The 20,762-nt window shown below is 43.9% G+C and carries 25 protein-coding genes; 24 read left to right on the top strand and 1 reads right to left on the bottom strand.

Features of this window, described 5'->3' with window-relative positions:
- The first annotated feature begins 52 nt into the window (after window positions 1-52).
- From prsW to fni, 9 genes are all read left to right on the top strand, one after another.
- Window positions 53-748 (top strand): glutamic-type intramembrane protease PrsW, encoded by a 696-nt coding sequence (gene prsW / locus D1970_RS05155; protein WP_119111826.1) that lies wholly within the window; start codon window positions 53-55, stop codon window positions 746-748.
- Window positions 749-832: 84 nt separating this feature from the next.
- Window positions 833-1,600, top strand: coding sequence for a spore cortex-lytic enzyme (sleB, locus tag D1970_RS05150; RefSeq protein ID WP_119111825.1), 768 nt, complete (start codon window positions 833-835; stop codon window positions 1,598-1,600).
- A 12-nt stretch (window positions 1,601-1,612) separates the two neighbouring features.
- Window positions 1,613-2,950, top strand: coding sequence for a germination protein YpeB (gene ypeB / locus D1970_RS05145; protein WP_119111824.1), 1,338 nt, complete (start codon window positions 1,613-1,615; stop codon window positions 2,948-2,950).
- A gap of 165 nt (window positions 2,951-3,115) precedes the next feature.
- Window positions 3,116-3,781 (top strand): flagellar brake protein, encoded by a 666-nt coding sequence (locus D1970_RS05140; protein ID WP_119111823.1) that lies wholly within the window; start codon window positions 3,116-3,118, stop codon window positions 3,779-3,781.
- 42 nt (window positions 3,782-3,823) lie between these two features.
- On the top strand, window positions 3,824-4,018 hold the full coding sequence (locus tag D1970_RS05135; protein WP_119111822.1) for a YpfB family protein: 195 nt from the start codon (window positions 3,824-3,826) through the stop codon (window positions 4,016-4,018).
- A 95-nt stretch (window positions 4,019-4,113) separates the two neighbouring features.
- Window positions 4,114-4,788 (top strand): (d)CMP kinase, encoded by a 675-nt coding sequence (gene cmk / locus D1970_RS05130; protein ID WP_119111887.1) that lies wholly within the window; start codon window positions 4,114-4,116, stop codon window positions 4,786-4,788.
- Window positions 4,789-4,790: 2 nt separating this feature from the next.
- Complete coding sequence (locus D1970_RS05125) at window positions 4,791-5,372, top strand: lysophospholipid acyltransferase family protein (protein WP_119111821.1); 582 nt, start codon at window positions 4,791-4,793, stop codon at window positions 5,370-5,372.
- A gap of 144 nt (window positions 5,373-5,516) precedes the next feature.
- Complete coding sequence (gene rpsA / locus D1970_RS05120) at window positions 5,517-6,656, top strand: 30S ribosomal protein S1 (protein ID WP_119111820.1); 1,140 nt, start codon at window positions 5,517-5,519, stop codon at window positions 6,654-6,656.
- A 13-nt stretch (window positions 6,657-6,669) separates the two neighbouring features.
- The gene (gene fni, locus D1970_RS05115) at window positions 6,670-7,725 is read left to right on the top strand and encodes a type 2 isopentenyl-diphosphate Delta-isomerase (RefSeq protein WP_119111819.1); all 1,056 of its coding nucleotides are present in this window, start codon (window positions 6,670-6,672) and stop codon (window positions 7,723-7,725) included.
- 67 nt (window positions 7,726-7,792) lie between these two features.
- On the opposite strand, the gene D1970_RS05110 is transcribed toward fni, so the two are convergent.
- Window positions 7,793-7,930: a YpzI family protein gene (locus D1970_RS05110; RefSeq protein WP_119111818.1), complete on the bottom strand. Its 138-nt coding sequence runs from the start codon at window positions 7,928-7,930 to the stop codon at window positions 7,793-7,795.
- Between the two features lie 101 nt (window positions 7,931-8,031).
- Between D1970_RS05110 and D1970_RS05105 the strand changes: the two genes are divergently transcribed.
- The 15 genes from D1970_RS05105 (at window position 8,032) to ndk (ending at window position 20,423) form a co-directional block, all read left to right on the top strand.
- Window positions 8,032-8,643, top strand: a complete 612-nt coding sequence (locus tag D1970_RS05105; RefSeq protein WP_142920993.1) for a YphA family membrane protein — start codon at window positions 8,032-8,034, stop codon at window positions 8,641-8,643.
- The gene (locus D1970_RS05100; protein ID WP_119111816.1) at window positions 8,636-9,517 is read left to right on the top strand and encodes a YIEGIA family protein; all 882 of its coding nucleotides are present in this window, start codon (window positions 8,636-8,638) and stop codon (window positions 9,515-9,517) included. Before D1970_RS05105 ends, D1970_RS05100 begins: the two co-directional genes overlap by 8 nt.
- Window positions 9,514-9,699 (top strand): capping complex subunit for YIEGIA, encoded by a 186-nt coding sequence (locus D1970_RS05095; RefSeq protein WP_119111815.1) that lies wholly within the window; start codon window positions 9,514-9,516, stop codon window positions 9,697-9,699. The genes D1970_RS05100 and D1970_RS05095 overlap by 4 nt, the downstream gene beginning before the upstream one ends.
- 175 nt (window positions 9,700-9,874) lie before the next feature.
- On the top strand, window positions 9,875-11,185 hold the full coding sequence (gene der, locus D1970_RS05090; protein WP_119111814.1) for a ribosome biogenesis GTPase Der: 1,311 nt from the start codon (window positions 9,875-9,877) through the stop codon (window positions 11,183-11,185).
- A 54-nt stretch (window positions 11,186-11,239) separates the two neighbouring features.
- Window positions 11,240-12,301 (top strand): NAD(P)H-dependent glycerol-3-phosphate dehydrogenase, encoded by a 1,062-nt coding sequence (locus tag D1970_RS05085; protein WP_119111813.1) that lies wholly within the window; start codon window positions 11,240-11,242, stop codon window positions 12,299-12,301.
- Between the two features lie 216 nt (window positions 12,302-12,517).
- Window positions 12,518-12,724, top strand: a complete 207-nt coding sequence (locus D1970_RS05080) for a DUF2768 domain-containing protein (RefSeq protein ID WP_374978538.1) — start codon at window positions 12,518-12,520, stop codon at window positions 12,722-12,724.
- Between the two features lie 32 nt (window positions 12,725-12,756).
- Window positions 12,757-13,470, top strand: a complete 714-nt coding sequence (locus D1970_RS05075; RefSeq protein WP_181213422.1) for a YphF family lipoprotein — start codon at window positions 12,757-12,759, stop codon at window positions 13,468-13,470.
- A gap of 220 nt (window positions 13,471-13,690) precedes the next feature.
- The gene (gene spoIVA / locus D1970_RS05070) at window positions 13,691-15,169 is read left to right on the top strand and encodes a stage IV sporulation protein A (protein WP_119111811.1); all 1,479 of its coding nucleotides are present in this window, start codon (window positions 13,691-13,693) and stop codon (window positions 15,167-15,169) included.
- A 384-nt stretch (window positions 15,170-15,553) separates the two neighbouring features.
- Window positions 15,554-15,826, top strand: coding sequence for a non-specific DNA-binding protein Hbs (hbs, locus tag D1970_RS05065; RefSeq protein ID WP_119111810.1), 273 nt, complete (start codon window positions 15,554-15,556; stop codon window positions 15,824-15,826).
- 194 nt (window positions 15,827-16,020) lie between these two features.
- The gene (gene folE, locus D1970_RS05060) at window positions 16,021-16,587 is read left to right on the top strand and encodes a GTP cyclohydrolase I FolE (protein WP_119111809.1); all 567 of its coding nucleotides are present in this window, start codon (window positions 16,021-16,023) and stop codon (window positions 16,585-16,587) included.
- Window positions 16,588-16,692: 105 nt separating this feature from the next.
- Complete coding sequence (gene mtrB, locus D1970_RS05055) at window positions 16,693-16,926, top strand: trp RNA-binding attenuation protein MtrB (protein WP_119111808.1); 234 nt, start codon at window positions 16,693-16,695, stop codon at window positions 16,924-16,926.
- 289 nt (window positions 16,927-17,215) lie between these two features.
- Window positions 17,216-18,043: a heptaprenyl diphosphate synthase component 1 gene (locus tag D1970_RS05050; RefSeq protein ID WP_181213418.1), complete on the top strand. Its 828-nt coding sequence runs from the start codon at window positions 17,216-17,218 to the stop codon at window positions 18,041-18,043.
- 2 nt (window positions 18,044-18,045) lie between these two features.
- Window positions 18,046-18,750 (top strand): demethylmenaquinone methyltransferase, encoded by a 705-nt coding sequence (locus D1970_RS05045; RefSeq protein ID WP_119111806.1) that lies wholly within the window; start codon window positions 18,046-18,048, stop codon window positions 18,748-18,750.
- A 167-nt stretch (window positions 18,751-18,917) separates the two neighbouring features.
- Window positions 18,918-19,880 carry a heptaprenyl diphosphate synthase component II gene (gene hepT, locus D1970_RS05040; protein ID WP_119111805.1) on the top strand — a complete coding sequence of 321 codons (963 nt, stop codon included), beginning with the start codon at window positions 18,918-18,920 and terminating at the stop codon, window positions 19,878-19,880.
- 96 nt (window positions 19,881-19,976) lie between these two features.
- Window positions 19,977-20,423 carry a nucleoside-diphosphate kinase gene (gene ndk, locus D1970_RS05035; protein ID WP_119111804.1) on the top strand — a complete coding sequence of 149 codons (447 nt, stop codon included), beginning with the start codon at window positions 19,977-19,979 and terminating at the stop codon, window positions 20,421-20,423.
- Window positions 20,424-20,762: the final 339 nt, after the last annotated feature.

Raw genomic sequence — 20,762 nt, 5'->3', positions numbered from 1 at the left:
TAGATAGATTACATGATACGATTAATAAAACAAATTGAAAAGAGGGCAGCCTATGCTGGGAATAGTTGCTGCTGGGATTGCTCCAGGATTGGCATTGCTAAGTTACTTTTATTTAAGGGACCAGTACGATTCAGAACCGCTATCGATGGTGTTTAAAACTTTTATCTTCGGTGCGCTTCTCGTCTTTCCTATCATGTTCGTACAGTACGTTATCAGTACGGAAATTGGCTCCCAGTCCGAGTTCTCTCAAGCTTTTTTGAATGTAGGTCTTCTTGAGGAATTTTTCAAGTGGTTTATCGTGTATTACACGGTTTTTAAGCATGTCGTCTTTGACGAACCTTATGATGGAATTGTTTACGGTGCGTCAGTTTCACTTGGCTTCGCATCGGTAGAAAATATATTTTACCTATTCTCCAACGGGCTTGAATTCGCGTTAGGGCGTGCCCTTCTTCCGGTTTCAAGTCATGCGCTTTTTGGTGTGATCATGGGCTATTACCTTGGAAAAGGCAAATTTTCCGGAGATTCCCAATTAAAATGGATATTACTCTCGTTAATGATTCCTATTTTCCTTCATGGTTCCTATGATTATATATTATTCACATTGGAAAATTGGCTGACACCAATGATTCCTTTTATGGTTTTTCTATGGTGGCTAGGCCTTGTAAAGGTGAAAAAAGCAAGGGTTTTAAGCACAAAACACTTCGAAAACAATACATTATTTAAAAGCCCCTTCATTTCCGAGAAATGAAGGGGTTTTATTTTTGCCTGTATAAAAGTTATCTCTTGGCAAAAAATAGAGACAATCAAAGTCTAGATTTTTTGGGGGGTAATCATGAGAAGCATCCATTCGTTTATTAAAATACTCGCTGTTTGCACGCTGCTCACAGTGGTGGTGCCTTTAACCGGAGGAGAACACAGGAGCGAAGCGTTCTCAAACCAGGTGATCCAGAAGGGGGCAGTAGGAGATGATGTGATTGAGCTTCAGGCAAGGCTGGAGCACCTTGGGTACTATAAAGGAAAAGTAGATGGTGTGTTTGGCTGGGGAACCTACTGGGCGCTCCGGAATTTTCAGCAGAAGTTCGGGCTCCCGGTTGACGGGATTGCCGGCTCGAAAACAAAGCAGAAATTGGCTAAGGCTTCAAAGTACGACGCAAAAAGCGTCAAAAGCCGTATGTACAAAGGGAATACTGCTGCCAAAAAAGCCCCTCAGTCAAAGGTAACAGCCTCCAATGTGCCGAAGGGTTTCTCGAAAAATGATATACAGCTGATGTCAAACGCCGTTCATGGAGAAGCGAGAGGTGAACCATACATTGGTCAGGTTGCTGTAGCTGCCGTTATTATCAACAGGATGCAGAGCTCATCATTTCCGAGTACAATATCTGGCGTCATTTTTGAACCTAGAGCTTTCACAGCTGTTGCCGATGGCCAGATATGGCTTACGCCAAATGAAACTTCCAAAAAAGCTGTTCTTGATGCATTAAATGGCTGGGATCCAACAGGTAATGCCATTTATTATTTCAACCCGGATACAGCAACGAGCGCATGGATTTGGAGCAGGCCGCAAATTAAAAGGATTGGGAAGCATATTTTTTGTAAATAGAGGTGAGGACTTTTGCTAAGAGGGATCATAATAGCTGTATTGTCTATTGCAGTAGTAGGGACGGGCTACTGGGGATACCAGGAGCACAAGGAAAAGAACGCAATTCTAGTGAATGCGGAGAACACATACCAGCGCGCTTTTCATGATTTGACTTATCAAATGGATCTATTGCATGACAAAATAGGAACATCGCTTGCAATGAACTCGAAGACTTCCTTGTCTCCAGCGCTCGCCGAAGTATGGAGAATCACATCTGAAGCGCATAACGATGTAGGGCAGCTTCCGCTTACTCTGCTGCCTTTTAACAAAACGGAAGAGTTCCTCGCGGATATTGGTGAGTTTACGTACAGGACTGCAGTAAGGGATCTTGACAAGAATCCGCTCTCCGACAAGGAGTACCAAAATCTGCAGTCGCTGTATAAGCAATCGGCAGATATCCAAAAAGATTTGAGGCAGGTTCAGCACCTGGTCCTTAAGAATAATCTTAGATGGATGGATGTTGAGCTTGCTCTTGCATCGGGAAAGGAAAATGCTGATAATACGATAATCGATGGTTTTAAGACTGTTGAAAAAACGGTCGAAGGCTTTTCGGAAAATAACTTTGGGCCGACAGAGATAGGAATGAGAAAAAAGGATGAGCGTTTCAGAGATTTGAAGGGTCCAAAAATCAGCCAGGAGAGAGCTGTGGAGATTGCAAAAAAGTATTCACCATATGGCAGCAAGGCTGAAATCCGTGTAACAAAAAACGGTAAGGGATCGGATTACGGTTTTTACAGCATTGATGTCAAGTCTCCCGAGCACAAGGCTGAGTCGACAATAGATATAACGGAAAAGGGCGGTTATCCAATCTGGTTTATTGTTTCAAGGGAATTAGGAAATCAAAAACTGAGCCTGAATGAAGCGGGAAACAGGGCTGTTGCCTTTGTGAAGGAGAATAAGTTTGAGGACTTTGAACTATTTGAGAGCTTCCAATTTGACAGTGTTGGCATCTTTACGTTTGTAGGAAGCAAGAATGGTGTAAGGATTTACCCTGATACGTTCAAAGTGAAGGTAGCGCTTGATAACGGAGGTATAATTGGATTTTCCGGAGAAGATTATTTGAAGTCTCATCATGAAAGGAATAATCTAAAGCCTTCAATAACTGTAGAGGAAGCGATGTCCAAAGTCAATCCAAACGTAAAGATTATGGATAAAGGACTTGCCGTCATTCTCAGCAAACTCAATAAAGAAGTTCTCTGCCATGAGTTTACTGGAACAATGGGCAAGGATACTTACCGGATATTCGTTAACGCTGAAACAGGTGAGGAAGAGCAGGTCGAAAAATTGGATAATGTAGAACCAAACTTTTAACTTTTGTTAAATGGGGAAAGTCGCGGACTTTTCCTTTTCTTTATTTATAAAAGGGGAGGTTTGTCTGTGTCAGGGGCTAAAAATGGACTCTTGCGTAGGTTCTCCATTTAGGTGATAATGAATGACAGGAACCAAAACAGGGATTCTTTTTGGGAGTGGGCAGCTATGTTGAAAATAGGGGATGTCATCATCCTGGAACATTTTTATGCTGATTCATATGGCAGTTATAAATGCAAGCTTGTCGAGAAAAGAGGCAGCGATCTATATATAGATTATCCGCTGAATATCGAAACCGGGAAGAATGTATACTTGCTTGAAGGTACGCTGCTAAAGGCCGTATTCACTGGTGAAGGCGGCTCAAGATTTCAATTCTCGACAGAGGTGAAGGGCAGGGCTAAAGAGTCTATTCCAATGCTTGTCCTCGCCGGCCCGGCGTTAGACAGCCTTGTGAAAGTGCAGCGGAGGCAATATGTAAGGGTGGAGACGCCAATTGATGTAGCAGTCCTGTCGGTAGAGTCAGGAAAGCCGCTTTTTACCGCGGTGACGGAAGACTTCAGTGCAGGAGGTGCGGCTCTCCTTGCTGCCAGCAAAGAAAGCCTGCATGCGGGAATGGAGCTTGAATGCCTTCTTGTTTTCCCGATGCAGGGCGGAGAGTATAAGTACAAAAAGGTTAAGAGCAGAGTCATTCGTATCCAGGAAGCAATGCCGGGAATAAATAAAATTTCTATCCAGTTCATTGGAACAAATGGAATAGACAGGCAGCTTTTCTTGCGCTTTTGCTTTGACAGACAGCTTGATCAAAAGAAGAAAGGGCTCCTCATACACGGTTAAGATCGTTCATTCATTTCCATAATAGAACTGAGGTGGAAATGAATGAAAAATATGGAGAGAATTTTGATTAAATTAGCAGTCATTCAGTTTATTTTCCTGTTTTTGGCGCAAATGCTTATTCACCAGTTCAATTTGTTCCCGCAACTGAACCAGATTTCCCGTTATGAGGGAGTCGATAAAGGTGAAAAAACGGAAACAGTGGAAACCATATGGTCCATTCACTCTGAAAAAGATTGATGCGGATCATGAAAATCAGGATATAAAGAGGAATCATCGTTTTATGTGTTAAAATAGGGACAGAAACATATAGCATGAGTGGTGTTACAGGAGGCATTATGAAAAGAATATCTATAGCAATTGACGGACCTGCAGCTGCTGGCAAAAGTACTGTTGCCAAAATTGTGGCAGAAAAACTTTCCTACATATACATCGATACAGGCGCGATGTACCGGGCTTTAACCTATAAAGCTATTTCAAAGGGAGCATGCCTCGAATCTGAAGGCGAACTGATGGAAATCCTCAGTGCAACTGAAATTGAATTATTGCCTGGAGAATCAGGACAAATCGTACTTCTTGACGGACAGGATGTTTCAACCGAAATCAGGATGGAACAAGTTACTAACAGTGTATCTTTTGTTGCAAGGCATGAAGCTGTAAGGAAAGAGATGGTTAAGAGGCAGCAGCGGTTTGCTGAAAAGGGCGGCGTCGTAATGGATGGCAGGGATATTGGGACTCATGTTCTCCCTGATGCGGAAGTAAAAGTATTCCTTCTTGCGAGTGTTGAGAAACGGGCACAAAGACGTCATACGGAAAATATTCAAAAAGGTTTCCCGTCCAATCTTGACACACTTATGGAAGATATAGCCCGACGGGACAAAATTGATTCCGAACGTGAAGTAGCTCCGCTCAAAAAAGCTTCTGGCGCAATTGAGATTGATACAACTTTACTCTCAATCCAGCAGGTTGTCGATAAAATCATGGGATTGACGCTTGAAAGGATCGGTTGACATTGACTTTTTATACATTTGTAAAAAATCTCGTGTATGGCGCACTTAAACCAATATACCGGTTCGAGGTGATCGGCAAAGAGAATTTTCCGAAAGAGGGTGGCATTCTTCTTTGTACGAACCATATCGACAATCTTGACCCCCCGGTTGTGGGAATCACGGCTCCGAGACCTGTCCATTTTATGGCGAAGGCGGAGCTTTTTCAGGTTCCGGTCCTCGGGAAAATCGTTCCCCATCTGAATGCTTTTCCTGTTAAACGCGGATTGAGCGATCGGGAAGCCCTTAGAAAAGGTTTGGCGATTTTAAAAGAAGGAAAGGTTTTAGGGCTGTTTCCAGAGGGAACAAGAAGCAAGACAGGAGAACTTGGTGAAGGACTAGCCGGTGCCGGTTTCTTTGCACTCCGCTCACAAGCACAAATCATTCCATGCGCCATTATTGGGCCCTACCGTCCTTTTCGCAGGCTTAAAGTGGTTTATGGCAAACCGGTATCACTTGATGGGATGCGGGAACGTAAAGCGAGTGCCGAGGAAGCGACGGAACTGATTATGTCCGAAATCCGCAAGCTGATTAGCGAATACAGATAATGGTTTCTGCTTGACAAAAAAGACTATTTGTAAGAAGTTAATAAATAGAGATAATTTAAAATATTCTCTCACTATTGTGGCTTGTGTGATGACATCATCGCATTTTCTATATTACAGGACAGTCATGGACAAGGAGGAGTACATATGTCAGAAGATATGAACCAAGTAGAAGTTGCAAATTATGAAGCGGGTGACAGGGTCAAAGGCCAGGTTACCAAGGTTGAAGAAAAACAGGTTATAGTGAATATTGAAAACAGCAAATTAGATGGAATTATTCCAATTAGCGAACTTTCCAGTCTTCATGTTGAAAAAGCCGAAGATGTTGTTTCTGAAGGCAATGTGCTTGAGCTGGAGGTATTGAAAGTTGAAGAAGATGCTTTGATTCTTTCAAAGCGCAAAGTCGATGCAGAAAAAGCGTGGGAAAAGCTTGAAGAGCAGTTTGAAAGCGGTGAAGTTTTCGAAGCGGAAGTGAAGGACGTCGTAAAAGGCGGCCTTGTCGTAGATCTTGGCGTTCGCGGATTTGTTCCCGCGTCCCTTGTTGAAGCCCACTTTGTTGAAGATTTTACTGATTATAAAGGCCGCCAGGTTACATTCAAGATTGTTGAACTCGACAAAGCGAAAAACCGCCTTATTCTGTCTCACAGGGCTGTTGTGGAGCAGGAAAACAGCCGTAAGAAACAAGATATCCTTGATACCCTGGAAGCAGGACAGGTACTTGAAGGCACTGTCCAGCGCCTAACTGATTTTGGAGCTTTTGTTGACATCGGCGGTGTGGATGGGCTTGTCCATATTTCCCAACTTTCACACGAGCATGTTGAAAAGCCTTCCGATGTAGTTCAGGAAGGGCAAAAAGTACAGGTGAAAGTCCTGAGTGTCGACAGGGACAACGAACGGATTTCCTTGTCGGTCAAAGAAACTTTGCCTGGACCATGGTCTAATATTGAAGAGAAAGCACCAAAAGGGAGTACGCTAGAAGGTACTGTAAGACGCCTTGTCTCTTATGGCGCATTTGTTGAAGTTTTCCCTGGAGTGGAAGGACTCGTCCATATCTCCCAAATCTCGCACCGCCATATTGGCACTCCTCATGAAGTGTTGAGCGAGGGACAGGAAGTTAAAGTGAAAGTTCTTGATGTCAATGTTGACGATCAACGGCTATCATTAAGTATGAAGGATTTCGAAGAGAGAGAAGATCAGTACCCTCAGGACTATGAGATGCCTGAGGAGTCAAAAGGCTTCCAATTAGGTGAACTGCTTGGAGATAAACTGAAGAATTTGAAACAATAAATGGTGATATACCTTGACAAGATCACAGCGTAAATTGGACCATATTAAGCTTTCAATGGAAACAGGCAGGCATTCGCAAAACGGGCTTGAAGATATAACGTTTGTTCACCAAAGCCTACCTGGTACCAAGCTTAAGGATATCAATCTTAATACTAAAATAGGCGGACTTTCTTTAAGTTCGCCTATTTTTATCAATGCAATGACCGGAGGCGGCGGAGAAAAAACGCTAGAGATCAACAGGAACCTTGCTATCGCAGCAAGGGAAACGGACCTTGCGATGGCGGTTGGCTCACAGATGGCTGCGATAAGAGATTGGCAGGAAGAAAAAACCTTTAAGGTTGTCCGTGAAGAAAATCCGAAGGGAATTATTTTTGCCAATCTTGGAAGTGAACTTTCACCTGAACAGGCATGTAAAGCGGTTGCCATGATTGAAGCTGACGCCTTGCAAATTCACCTTAATGTGATTCAGGAACTGGCTATGCCTGAAGGGGACAGGGACTTCTCGGGCTCAGTTCAAAGGATTGCTGAAGCAGTGAAAGCTGTAGATGTACCAGTCATAGTAAAAGAGACTGGTTTTGGTATGGGACTTGAAACCGTAAATGCTCTCCTGGAAACTGGGATTGCGGCTGTTGACATCGGGGGCTTTGGCGGAACTAATTTCGCCTCCATTGAGAACTTTCGACGAAACCGCCCACTTCCTTTTCTGGAAGAATGGGGCATTCCGACTGCTGCATCGATAGCTGAAGCAAATCATGCAGCGGGAAACAAGGTTACAGTGATGGCTTCCGGAGGGATTCACAACAGTCTGGATATTGCAAAGTCCATTGCCCTTGGTGCAGGAGCGGCCGGCTTGGCCGGACAATGTTTAAGAATTCTGTTGGACAGAGGCACAGAAGCTTTAATTGAAGAATTGGAAATTTTAAAGACAGAACTCGCGGTTATCATGACAGCGCTCGGTGCAGCGAATATCAAGGACCTTCACAAAACGCCCTTGATTATTTCTGGCCGGACACATCATTGGCTGAACCAGCGGGGGATTGACACTAAACAATTCAGCACAAGACTATAAAGCCGTTTTATAATGAACAACAAATAAAGCTCCTGCAATTTGCAGGAGCTTTATTTGTTGTTCATTTCTATTTTCCATCGTTCAGGTTCCTTGCTTCCTCTGGTCCCTGCATTTTTGTGGATCCCGGATAATGAAGGGCATGGTCGCGATCGGATTCTACTCGGCCGCTTTCCCTCAGCTTTTTCTCCTGCCGGTCTTTTCCCATTGTCTCACCTCCTATTACTAACATGTGACCTGAAGAAAAGATTATTCCGGAGGGTTAAACTGCATATCGTCAAGCCATAATGGAAATGATAGGAGGGCGGCATGATGGACGGGACAATTTTTTACTGGCTGGCTTGGCTGGCTTGGATCGGAACAACCTTTATAATGAGAAAATCACATCCGGAGCGGCTTAAATTATCAGCAGTGCTGCTTCTGCTAGTCATCCTCAGTGATAAGGCTGTCTCCATTTACGGGACAGAGATTACCCTATCAGCGATTGTAATCGCACTGACAGTCATGGCTGTTACATTTGGGACTGGATTTCTCCAGTTACTAAAAATAACGATTTCCGCTTTCGTTGTCATGCTGGGCTATGTAAGCTTTCTTTTGATTGAGTTATATGATCCCGTCTGGGTCTTATTCGATAGAGTCTGGATGCTGGCAGGCTGCGGATTTTATTTGTCTGTCCTTTTGGAAAAAGGCTTGAAGGAGAGACTAGCCATTATTTTTGCGGGCTTTCTTACCGGAGATTTCCTTTATGCTTTCATTCTGGGGAACTACTCTTTCCCATACAAGGTTTCCTCATTGGCATTCCTGGATGTTGCAGCGCTGGCAGCAGGTATGGTTGTTACCTGGGTGGGCTTTAGTAACATTGCGCTGGCTGTTGGACAGCAAATTTTGCATGGAAAGGGAGATAAAGGCCTGCATGAATGAATATACATTACCCATTTTTTTCGGTGTGGCAACTGGGACGATTTCAAGGCTGCTAATGCTTAGGACAGACTATCGACAGTATCCAACCTACCTTCATGGGAAAATTATACACGTTGCACTTGGATTTATAGCCGCAGGGCTAGGAACCATTGCTATTCCTGCCATTCTTGAAGAAGAATTTACGGCAATAACATTTCTTACGCTTGCCGCGTCGCAGTTCAGGGAAGTAAGGAATATGGAGAGGAACACGCTTACCGAGCTTGATAATTATGAATTGGTTACAAGGGGGAAAACATATATTGAAGGTATAGCGATTGCCTTTGAAAGCCGCAATTATCTGGTTATTATGACATCGCTTCTCAGCACACTGGTTTATTTAATGTTCAATATTTGGGCTGCCATCCTGGCAGCTGCTGTTTCCATGTATGTTTGCAGGCTTCTGATGTCAGGAGGGAAATTGAAGGAAATCGTGGATATTAAATATATCGAGCCGCGGTTTGACGGTGCTGGGTTGTATGTCGACAATATTTATATTATGAATATCGGATTGCCGGAAAGGCAAAAGGAAGTGCTAAAATATGGAATGGGATTCATACTGAGTCCGAAAAATTTTGATGCACGTTCCACCATCGCAAACCTAGGGCAAAGACAGGCGGTCCTTCACGATCTCTCGACAGCGCTGGGGGTATACCGAGATTCGGGGACACCGGCACTTGTGCCTCTGGCCAAGAGAGACCTGGATGACGGGCGCATCGGAATTTTTGTTCTTCCACAACATCAGGATGCAGAAAGGGCGATACGCATAATCGGAGAAGTTCCGACCCTTGAAAATGCTATCCGAATGCCTACGGAGAAAAGGAGGAAGGGTTTATGACGATTGAGAAATGCATACTGGCTGCCATTACGACCAATCCGAAAAAAATCCCTTCAGGTCTTGCAGTATTCCATTGTGACTCAAAAGAAGAGATGGAGAGTTTTGCTGCCAATCTGGAAGCAATCCTGGACGGGATTGCCCATTCGCTATCCGATGAAATGCTCGTCATCGTTAGGCACTAAAATCATCATTTTGAAAAAGTCTGTGTTTTTTGTTTCTTGCCTATAAGATGATTCTTTTGATAAACTGATTAAGCCAGACCCTTCTGTCCATTAGAAGGGTTTATTTTATAATAAAATTAAGGGTGCAGATTAAATTTCAGATCTGCAGCCCAGTGAAACTGAAAGGGTGAAGTTCATGGCGAAACCAGTGGTAGCTATCGTCGGCCGACCTAATGTGGGGAAATCGACGATTTTTAACCGAATCGTTGGTGAACGTATTTCTATAGTTGAAGACATCCCGGGAGTGACAAGGGACCGGATCTACAGCTCGGGGGAATGGTTGACGCACGATTTTAACATTATTGATACAGGCGGAATTGACTTAGGGGACGAGCCTTTTCTTGAGCAAATTCGGCAACAGGCGGAAATTGCTATAGAGGAAGCTGATGTCATTCTTTTTCTCGTTAATGGAAGAGAAGGTGTTACCGGAGCGGATGAAGAAGTGGCCAAAATCCTGTACAGGTCGAACAAGCCTGTTGTTCTTGGCGTAAACAAGATTGACAATCCTGAAATGAGAACAGATATTTACGAGTTTTACTCACTTGGCTTTGGGGAGCCTATTCCTATTTCAGGTTCCCATGGTTTAGGGCTTGGCGATTTGCTTGATGAAGCAGCGAAGCACTTTCCTAAAAAGCAGGATGATGATTATGATGAGAATACGATTAAATTCTCGCTGATTGGCCGTCCAAACGTAGGTAAATCTTCCCTTGTGAACGCGATCCTTGGCGAGGAGCGGGTGATTGTGAGCAATATTGCCGGAACAACGAGGGACGCGATTGACTCCGAAATGACATACAATGGGCAGGATTACGTTATTATTGACACTGCGGGGATGAGGAAAAAGGGAAAAGTGTATGAAAGCACTGAGAAATACAGTGTGCTCCGTGCGCTAAGAGCAATCGAACGATCCGATGTTGTCCTTGTCGTTCTTGATGCGGAAGAAGGAATCATCGAGCAGGACAAACATATCGCCGGCTATGCCCATGAGGCTGGCAGAGCCGTAATAATCGTAGTCAATAAGTGGGATGCGATTGAAAAAGACGAAAAGACAATGAAGGAGTTCGAACAAAATATTCGCGAACACTTCCTGTTTTTAAGCTATGCGCCAATTGTCTTTTTATCTGCCAAAACAAAGAAGAGAATTCACACGTTAATCCCTGTCATCAATACAGCAAGTGAAAACCACTCCATGAGAGTGCAGACAAATATCCTTAATGAAGTTGTAACAGACGCAGCAGCAAGGAATCCTGCACCGGCAGACAAGGGCCGCAGGCTGAAAATCTATTACACCACACAGGTTGCCGTCAAACCGCCAGTCTTTGTTGTTTTTGTCAATGACCCGGAATTGATGCATTTCTCTTACCAAAGATTCCTGGAGAACAGAATACGTGAGGCGTTTGGATTTGAGGGAACACCGATAAAAATATATGCCAGAGAGCGCAGCTAAAGAATAGAGCGAAAATATCTTTACAGTAAAAACGAGAAATGAGGCGAGGAGTTTATGGAGCGGAATCATGAAACTGTTGCGGTAATCGGGGCAGGCAGCTGGGGTACTGCCCTTTCATTGGTGTTGGCAGACAATGGCCATGAAGTACGTTTATGGGGCCATAATCCAGTGCAAATTGATGAAATTAATGCCTTCCATACTAATAAGACTTATTTGCCTGAAATACAGCTGCCAAAAGGCATCTGTGGGTATTCCGATCTTAAAGAAAGCTTGGCTGGAGTAGAAACCATCATACTTGCTGTCCCTACAAAGGCAATTAGGGAAGTGCTCGCGAAAATTATCAAAGTCCGCAGCGAACCGCTTACGGTTGTCCATGTCAGCAAAGGGATTGAGCCTGACACATTGCTGAGGATTTCCGAAATGATAAAACAGGAAGTTCCTGAAAATCTTCTTTCATCAGTGGTTGTACTCTCGGGACCAAGCCATGCTGAAGAGGTCAGTCTCCGCCATCCAACAACAGTGACGGTGTCTTCAGAAGATATGGAAGCGGCGGAGAGAGTGCAGGATTTATTCATCAACCATAGCTTCAGGGTATATACGAATCCCGATGTCATTGGGGTCGAGATTGGCGGAGCACTCAAGAATATCATTGCCCTGGCTGCAGGAATTTCCGACGGTCTTGGGTATGGGGATAATGCGAAAGCTGCATTGATAACGAGAGGGCTTGCCGAAATCGCAAGACTGGGTGTGAAAATGGGGGCAAACCCGCTTACTTTTTCTGGCCTTACTGGAATCGGTGATTTAATTGTTACATGTACAAGTGTCCATTCTCGGAATTGGCGTGCGGGAAATATGCTCGGAAAAGGACAGAATCTTGAAGAAGTGCTGAAGAGCATGGGAATGGTCGTAGAAGGTGTAAGAACGACAAAAGCAGCTTACCAGCTCGCGGAAAAATTCGGGGTGAAAATGCCGATTACAGCAGCTCTGTATCAAATTCTTTTTAATGGTGTCGATGCAAAAGACGCTGTTGACGGGCTCATGACAAGAAGAAGAACACATGAAATGGAAGACCTTGAAAACATTCTTATTGACCAGCTTGGTGAGATGGAAAATTAATTGTGAAAAAATAGGCATTCGACGATGCAGATGATTGTCAGTCCGCATAGAATGCAAACGAAGCAAACTGGTGGTTTGAACAGGGTAAGGGTTATTTAGTCAATTGTGCTGAAGAAAAGAGTCTGCCCCCTCTTTCTTCAGTTTTTTTATGTCCTCCGGTTTGGGTTTCTGTCTACTTTTACCCCCTTGTGATATAATACATTTCGGAAAAGGGGAGTGGTAGATTTGTCACCAGGTTTATTGAAAATGTACGTTTCTTTTGCGGGAATGGCTTCCATGGGGCTGTCACTTTTATTTCTTTATTTCAGCCGTTATAAACTGAAGGGGACCATGAAGTTCATTACCGCTTTCATTGCCTATATCCTGATGATTTTTGCGGGCATAGTCATCTTCATTGTCGTTATGAGCGGGCCGACAAATTGACGAAAAAAACAGGTAAAGGGACTGGACAATATATGCTGAAAAAAATGGGTGTTCTATTGACTGGATTAATGATTGCTACATGTTTGTCCGGATGTATGTATCCGGAGGAGAATCTTGCCCAAAATAAAATCCCATATAAGGACCAAGTGGATAGTGTCCAAAAAGCGGTAGAGCAATATCGGGAAGATCAGGGCGGATTTCTGCCGATTAAAACAAAAGAGGCTGATACACCCCTCTATCAAAAATATCCTGTTGACTTTCAAAAGATAGTCCCGCAGTATTTACCGGAAATACCTGGGAATGCTTTTGAGAATGGCGGGATATTTCAGTACGTTATGGTTGATACAGAGACAAAACCTACAGTCAAGCTTTTGGATGTAAGAATGGCTGAAACCATAAGGGAAATAAAGATGAGAATCAATGCAAGCGGCTATCCTCCATTCAAGAAGCAGCTCGGAAAAAACGTGTTCACCCTTGATTTTAAGCAGCTCGGCTATAAAGAGGAACCCGTTGCAGTCAGTCCGTACACCGAGAATAATCTTCCTTTTGTTATCTCAGGTGAAGGGGAAATTTATGTAGACTATCGCAGTGACCTTTATGATAGTCTTAAAGACACGAAAGTACGTTTTGGGCAGGGAGACGATATCAGAAGCATTTTGATGGATGATTCGCTGTTCGTACCAGCATATTCTCTCCCTTATACTATTGACAAAACTGGGAAAGAGCCAATGTTTTTAGAGAAATAGTCATAACCTTTCTTCTGCAAAATATATTGTAGAAGAAAGGTTTTTTTTATAGACAAAAGGAAGGATAACGGGGGCGGCCATCCATGTGGTTTGGGGCTGCATTGGGGGGAAAATAAAATAATTGTCATATGTATATAGGACAACATCATAAATATAAACTGTCCCAGATTAGCAATTAGGATGTATTTTTCCCATTAACTCATGATCGGGAGGGGATCACTTGGAAAAGGTAGATATTTTTAAAGATATTGCCGAAAGAACGGGCGGCGATATTTATTTAGGGGTTGTCGGCGCCGTAAGGACGGGCAAGTCCACTTTCATCAAGAAATTCATGGAACTGGTTGTTTTGCCAAATATAAATAGTGAAGCTGACAGGGCAAGGGCACAGGACGAATTGCCCCAGAGCGCAGCAGGCAGGACAATCATGACGACAGAGCCGAAATTTGTTCCAAATCAAGCGGTCTCAATCCATGTGGACGAAGGACTGGATGTAAACATCCGGCTGGTCGATTGTGTAGGGTATACAGTGCCTGGTGCAAAAGGATACGAAGATGAGAATGGGCCGCGAATGATCAATACGCCATGGTATGAAGAACCTATCCCATTCCATGAAGCGGCTGAGATCGGCACGAGGAAAGTCATTCAGGAACATTCAACACTTGGCGTAGTTATTACGACAGATGGGACGATTGGCGAAATCCCGCGGGCTGATTATATTGAAGCCGAAGAAAGGGTCATCGAGGAACTGAAAGAGGTTGGCAAGCCATTCATTATGGTCGTAAACAGTGCGCAGCCGCATCAGCCGAATACTGAGACGCTGAGAAGTCAGCTTGCCGAGAAATATGATATACCAGTCCTGACCATGAGTGTGGAAGGGATGCGCGAAAGTGATGTATTAAATGTTCTCCGCGAAGCATTATATGAATTTCCTGTGCTTGAGGTGAACGTGAATTTACCTAGCTGGGTAATGGTGCTTCGAGAAAATCACTGGCTGCGTGAAAGCTATCAGGATGCTGTAAAAGAGACAGTAAAAGATATCAAAAGACTGAGGGACGTAGACAGAGTAGTACAGCTTTTCAGCGATTATGATTACATTGACAGGGCCAGCCTTGCCGGTATTGAAATGGGCCAGGGGGTCGCTGAAATTGACTTGTTTGCGCCTGATGATCTCTACGATGATATTCTTAAAGAAATTGTAGGAATTGAAATACGAGGAAAAGACCATTTGCTTGAGCTTATGCAGGATTTTGCTTTTGCAAAAGCTGAGTATGACCAAATTTCAGATGCGCTAAAGATGGTAAAGCAGACCGGGTATGGCATTGCATCCCCTTCACTTGCTGATATGAGCCTTGAGGAGCCTGAAATCATTCGCCAGGGAGCCAGGTTCGGAGTCAGGCTCAGAGCTGTAGCGCCTTCTATCCACATGATCAAAGTAGACGTGGAATCAGAATTCTCCCCGATCATCGGCACTGAAAAGCAAAGTGAAGAACTGGTAAGGTATTTGATGCAGGATTTTGAGGATGACCCGCTCTCAATCTGGAATTCTGATATCTTTGGCAGGAGCCTCAGTTCGATTGTCCGGGAAGGTATTTCCGCCAAGCTCTCGCTCATGCCTGAAAACGCCCGCTACAAGCTCAAGGAAACATTGGAGCGTATTATAAACGAAGGGTCGGGCGGGCTGATTGCCATTATTCTTTAACTGTAAAAGACTCTGTAATGGAGTCTTTTTTTTGTAAAAATAGTGCTGCGGGTTTAATATAGCTTGTGGCGGGTAAGAAACCAGGGTGAGATATTACAATTCTGTTGCATATAAGAAAAGATTCCCATTATTTATTGAAATTATCTTGATATGCTTATATGATTGTGATAATCTTTTAACTGAATTAGCGTTGCACCCCTCAAACCCTTATGTATACTGGGTTTGACAGGTTTCAGTTAATTTTTAGCAGTTTTCGTAGCTCTTTCTACCAAACCTGCGAGAAAATTGCTCCGCAAACGTATAGAATTCATTGGTTTTGTTTAGAAATGTAGTAACAGCTTGATTTCTAACGTACAATGAAATCTTTGGGAGGAGGTGAATGGCATGAACAAGACAGAACTAATCAATGCAGTTGCTGAAGCTGGAGAACTTTCAAAGAAGGATGCAACTAAAGCGGTTGACGCTGTTTTCGATTCAATCCTTGATGCTTTGAAAAATGGTGAGAAAGTTCAACTGATTGGTTTCGGAAATTTCGAAGTTCGCGAACGTGCTGCCCGCAAAGGCCGCAACCCGCAAACTGGAGATGAAATCGAAATCTCTGCTAGCCGTGTGCCTGCATTTAAACCAGGTAAAGCGCTTAAGGATGCAGTGAAATAATTACATAGATACGCCGCTATTGGCGTATGCTTGAAAAAAGGCCGCTATCTTGCGGCCTTTTTTGATACGCAAAAGGCGTCGGGTGTGTCATTTTTGCTTCCATGGAAATGCTTATGCTAATATGAAAATGTTATAAAGAAATCAAAATCAACGAGCAATAGGGAGCAACAGATACGTTTAGGAGGAAAAAGCATATGGCAGAATTCAATCGTGCCCAAATCGAGGAAGCGGTGCGTTTAATACTCGGAGCAGTGGGGGAAGATCCAAACCGGGAAGGCCTTCTCGACACGCCAAAGCGCGTTGCAAGAATGTATGAAGAAGTTTTTGCGGGTTTAAATCAAGATCCAAAAGAGTACTTTGAGACGATATTTGGGGAAGACCATGAAGAATTGGTACTTGTAAAAGATATACCGTTTTATTCTATGTGTGAACATCATCTTGTACCTTTCTTTGGTGTCGCGCATGTAGCCTATATCCCAAAGGGAGGAAAAGTGACTGGTCTTAGCAAGCTGGCCCGTGCAGTTGAAGCTGTAGCAAAACGTCCTCAGTTGCAGGAAAGGATTACATCCACAATTGCCGATTCTATCATGGAGAAACTTCAGCCATATGGAACAATGGTGGTTATCGAGGCAGAGCACATGTGCATGACGATGCGTGGTGTTAAGAAGCCGGGATCGAAGACTGTTACCTCTGCAGTGAGGGGCACCCTCGCTGAAGATGTGAACGCTCGCTCGGAAATCCTTACATTGATAAAAGGCTAAGGTGAAGGGTCCGTGATCGGGCCCTTCCTTATTCTTGCGGGGAATCCTTACTAAAATGCATTTATAGGATAATCGAATATCTTTTTTCGGAAGGGACTGGGTTAATTGGAAAAAAAACAGCCTTCAAGCAATGACTTTATCGTAATAAAGGCTACTGAAGATGGTGTGAATGTAATAGGTCTGACAAGGGGGACGGATACCCGTTTCCACCACTCTGAAAAATTGGATCAGGGTGAAGTCATGATTGCTCAGTTTACGGAACATACATCCGCAATTAAAATACGGGGTAATGCCACAATAATGACTCCGTATGGGGAACTGACCAGTGAAAAAAAATAATGACATTCTGGTGTAAATAGCAAAAGCCAGTACGATGTTATTTTTACCCGCTTAATTTCGACATTAAATTTGATAAACCTGCGCAATGTGACGGTGTTTTATGATATAATGGTCACGCCTTTATCGTTCGGATTAAAGAATGTTTTAGGAAATAGTCGCTTTTTTTATGTCTGTTTTTCACACGGAACGCAGCGGTCATGTCCCCATGTTCCCTTGAAAGACCTCATAAATTCGACATGTTTCTGCCCATCCGGCAGTACAATATACTTGAGGGACAAGGGTGATACAATTGCAAGATTTCAAAAACAAGTTAACAGGCATTAGGAAGGCTTTGGAGCAGCAGCTTTCTCATCCCTACCTTCAGCAGTTTATCGCTTCTCCCCCCATTGACGAAGACAAGCTCATGATGCTCGCTTCTCTTCTCGACTCAATTGGGGTGGATGAATCCCGCACAGAAAAATATACTGTGACGGCAATGCTTTTGCAAATTGCCCTTGATACCCATGAGCTTGTTAAGGTTTCCCGCCCAGGTTCCAGCGAATGGGACTTGAAAGAGCGGCAGTTGACGGTTCTGGCGGGAGTCTACTACAGCGGCCTATATTATAAATTACTCGCAGCAGCCGGAGAAATTGAGCTTATCGACATGCTCGCTTCAGGAGTCAAAACAGTAAATGAGAATAAAATTATCATTTACCAGAAGGAAGCAGACGCAATCGAGATATTGATGGATAGCGTAAAAGAAGTAGAAGCTGCATTAGTTGGAAAGGTTGCCGATTTCTGCAATGCGGGCATCTGGAAAGAGCTTGCTGCAAATGTTTTGTTTGTAAAACGTCTCATTGATGAGGAACGCCTTTTCCTGGAAACGGGAAATTCGATTGTTTTCGATGGATTGAAAAAATTATCGTTTCCAAAAATGGAACAGGGTCTGCAAAGCCTCTCAAGAGAACAACGCAAACATTTAATCTCTGTCTGTGAAAGATACAGGGAGTTTGCCATTAACAGCATCAAGAAAGCACAAACACATCTCCCGGGAATGAATGCAACTCTGAATGAGCGCCTCGAATCCATTCTTGGACAGCATCAATCTATGGTAAATTTTTTTGTGGAAGAAGGGTGAAAATGCAGGAGTCTAAAGCAGAACGGGTCCATAAAGTTTTCGAGAAAATTCATGAAAATTACGATCAGATGAATTCAGTTATAAGCTTTAAACAGCATGTTAAGTGGCGGAAAGACACCATGAAGACAATGAATGTCCAAAAAGGGGAAACAGCGTTGGATGTTTGCTGCGGTACAGCTGACTGGACGATTGCCCTTGCAGAAGCAGTTGGCACAGATGGCAAGGTGGTCGGCCTTGATTTCAGCAAGAACATGCTGAAGATTGGTGAACAAAAAATCGCAGCCTCCGGGTTGAACCAGGCAACCCTTATCCATGGGAACGCAATGGAACTGCCGTTTGAGGATTCTACTTTTGATTATGTGACAATAGGCTTCGGTTTAAGGAACGTGCCTGATTATCTTCAGGTGCTGAAAGAGATGAACCGTGTCCTTAAGCCAGGTGGGATGGCTGTCTGTCTTGAGACTTCCCAGCCGGAGATGCCGGGTTTTAAACAGGCCTACCGCTTTTATTTTAGATTTGTCATGCCTGTCTTTGGGAAACTGTTCGCCAAAAGCTACGAAGAATATTCATGGCTTCAAGAATCCGCCAGGGATTTTCCTGGAATGAAAGAGCTGGCTGCCATGTTCCGTGAGGCAGGATTTGAGGATGTAAATTACAAGCCATACAGTGGCGGCGTAGCAGCCGTGCATATCGGCCGGAAGCAGTAGTGCTTTGCATATCGACAAGTCCTCCTTTGCAAAAGGCTGGGACCCGTGTTGGACTTTTAAAAAAATAATGTCTCCTGTATACCCACTGTCTTACATAACAGAAGGTATGAACTGTCTGCCCACATAGGCCGTCAGCAACAGCAGGATTAAAGAGCTGGGTGATACGATTGAAACTATCGATGGTGTATTCATACTTGAATGCAGATATAAAAATAATTGAAAAAGAGCTTGAAGAAACAATCAAGGCGGAATCTCCCCTACTTAGCGAAGCGTCGCTGCATCTGCTTCATGCTGGCGGGAAAAGGATCCGGCCTGTTTTTGTTTTGCTTGCAGGCAAATTTGGAAATTACGAAATTTCCGCAATGAAAAATGTCGCAGTTTCCCTTGAACTGATCCATATGGCTTCACTCGTACATGATGATGTCATTGATGATGCGGACCTACGCAGGGGCCAGCCTACGATTAAGGCGAAATGGGACAATCGTATCGCCATGTATACCGGAGACTATATCTTTGCCAGATCCCTCGAGCTGATGACAAAAGTGAAAAACCCGTTAGCCCATGTTATCCTTTCTGATACAATTGTCGAGCTTTGTAAAGGCGAAATTGAGCAAATTAAGGACAAATATGATTTTGACCAGAATTTGCGCAACTATCTTCTACGGATTAAGAGGAAGACGGCACTTTTGATTGCTGCCAGCTGCCAGCTAGGAGCAGTTGCTTCTGGGTGCAGCGAGGACGTCCACCGCAAGCTGTATAGATTCGGCTATTATGTAGGGATGTCTTTCCAGATTACAGATGATGTCCTTGACTTTACCGGTACTGAAAAAGAATTAGGCAAGCCTGCCGGAGGAGATTTACTTCAAGGAAATATCACGCTCCCAGTCCTGTACGCTATGGAGGACATGTCTGTCCGGAAAATGATTACAGGTGTCCATGAACATATGGAAAGGGCGGAAATAGAAGAGATTATCAGGCTAGTTAAGAGTACCGGTGCGATTGAAAAGTCACTGGCTATGAGCGACCTCTATCTTGAAAAGGCTCTTGATGTCCTTGATGGGCTTCCGCCAAACCGTGCGAAGAAAACGCTCCGGAACATAGCGAAATTTATCGGCAAGAGAAAATTTTAGGAAGTTGCCAAGGATAAGAAATAATGGTACTATTTCCTGGGACTGGTTGTTTGGAAGCGGTCCCAATATACATAAGATTGATAGGGAGTGGAATACATGGAGAAGACTTTTTTGATGGTTAAGCCGGATGGTGTCCAGCGTAATCTAGTAGGCGAAATTGTAGCGCGTTTTGAAAAAAAGGGATTCCAGCTTGCTGGAGCAAAGCTTATGAACATCCCGACAGAACTTGCTGAAGAGCATTATGGAGAGCATAAAGAACGTCCATTCTTTGGCGAACTGGTTGATTTCATTACTTCAGGTCCTGTATTTGCAATGGTATGGCAAGGGGAAAATGTTATTGCAACAGCCCGCAACATGATGGGTGCAACTAATCCGAAAGATTCGGCTCCTGGTTCTATTAGAGGAGAATTCGGTTTGACAGTCGGAAAAAACGTAATCCACGGTTCAGATTCTCCTGAAAGTGCAGAACGCGAAATCGGCCTTTTCTTCAAGCCGGAAGAGCTTGTACAATACAATAAATTGATGAACGAATGGATTTATTAAGATTTCATGCGCTTGCATTTGCAAGCGCTTTTTTTATGTGTCCAGATTATAGCGCCTAGCGGACTTCGCCTCCTCTCTACGACGAAGCACAGGATGTGCGAGTAAGGCGTTGCGAACAGGACGTGCGCTCCCTAAGCGTTGTAAGTCAACATGGAATCGCTACGCTCTTCGTGCTGTCCAGCTGCAGCGCCCAGTACCTAGTGGACTTCGCCCACCTCTCTAAGACGAAGCACAGGATGTGCGAGTAAGGCGTTGTGCACAGGACGTGCGCGCCCTTAGCGTTATAAGTCAACATCGAATCACTAACGCTCTTCGTGTTTCCTTTATCGCGCATTAACG

The organism is Mesobacillus zeae (assembly GCF_003570705.1).
Taxonomy (GTDB): Bacteria; Bacillota; Bacilli; order Bacillales; family Cytobacillaceae; genus Mesobacillus_C; species Mesobacillus_C zeae.
The sequence above is the reverse complement of the archived record's forward strand: the minus strand, read 5'-3'. Positions and strand labels throughout refer to the sequence as shown.

Excerpts from the sequence above, each read along its gene's own strand:
- prsW (WP_119111826.1), top strand. The coding sequence starts at position 53 with ATGCTGGGAATAGTTGCTGCTGGGATTGCTCCAGGATTGGCATTGCTA.
- folE (WP_119111809.1), top strand. The coding sequence starts at position 16,021 with ATGGCAGAATTCAATCGTGCCCAAATCGAGGAAGCGGTGCGTTTAATA.
- D1970_RS05095 (WP_119111815.1), top strand. The coding sequence starts at position 9,514 with ATGACGATTGAGAAATGCATACTGGCTGCCATTACGACCAATCCGAAA.
- D1970_RS05085 (WP_119111813.1), top strand. The coding sequence starts at position 11,240 with ATGGAGCGGAATCATGAAACTGTTGCGGTAATCGGGGCAGGCAGCTGG.
- D1970_RS05100 (WP_119111816.1), top strand. The coding sequence starts at position 8,636 with ATGAATGAATATACATTACCCATTTTTTTCGGTGTGGCAACTGGGACG.
- D1970_RS05045 (WP_119111806.1), top strand. The coding sequence starts at position 18,046 with ATGCAGGAGTCTAAAGCAGAACGGGTCCATAAAGTTTTCGAGAAAATT.
- ndk (WP_119111804.1), top strand. The coding sequence starts at position 19,977 with ATGGAGAAGACTTTTTTGATGGTTAAGCCGGATGGTGTCCAGCGTAAT.
- D1970_RS05110 (WP_119111818.1), bottom strand. The coding sequence starts at position 7,930 with ATGGGAAAAGACCGGCAGGAGAAAAAGCTGAGGGAAAGCGGCCGAGTA.
- D1970_RS05105 (WP_142920993.1), top strand. The coding sequence starts at position 8,032 with ATGATGGACGGGACAATTTTTTACTGGCTGGCTTGGCTGGCTTGGATC.
- rpsA (WP_119111820.1), top strand. The coding sequence starts at position 5,517 with ATGTCAGAAGATATGAACCAAGTAGAAGTTGCAAATTATGAAGCGGGT.
- sleB (WP_119111825.1), top strand. The coding sequence starts at position 833 with ATGAGAAGCATCCATTCGTTTATTAAAATACTCGCTGTTTGCACGCTG.
- der (WP_119111814.1), top strand. The coding sequence starts at position 9,875 with ATGGCGAAACCAGTGGTAGCTATCGTCGGCCGACCTAATGTGGGGAAA.
- hbs (WP_119111810.1), top strand. The coding sequence starts at position 15,554 with ATGAACAAGACAGAACTAATCAATGCAGTTGCTGAAGCTGGAGAACTT.
- D1970_RS05135 (WP_119111822.1), top strand. The coding sequence starts at position 3,824 with ATGAAAAATATGGAGAGAATTTTGATTAAATTAGCAGTCATTCAGTTT.
- D1970_RS05075 (WP_181213422.1), top strand. The coding sequence starts at position 12,757 with ATGCTGAAAAAAATGGGTGTTCTATTGACTGGATTAATGATTGCTACA.
- D1970_RS05140 (WP_119111823.1), top strand. The coding sequence starts at position 3,116 with ATGTTGAAAATAGGGGATGTCATCATCCTGGAACATTTTTATGCTGAT.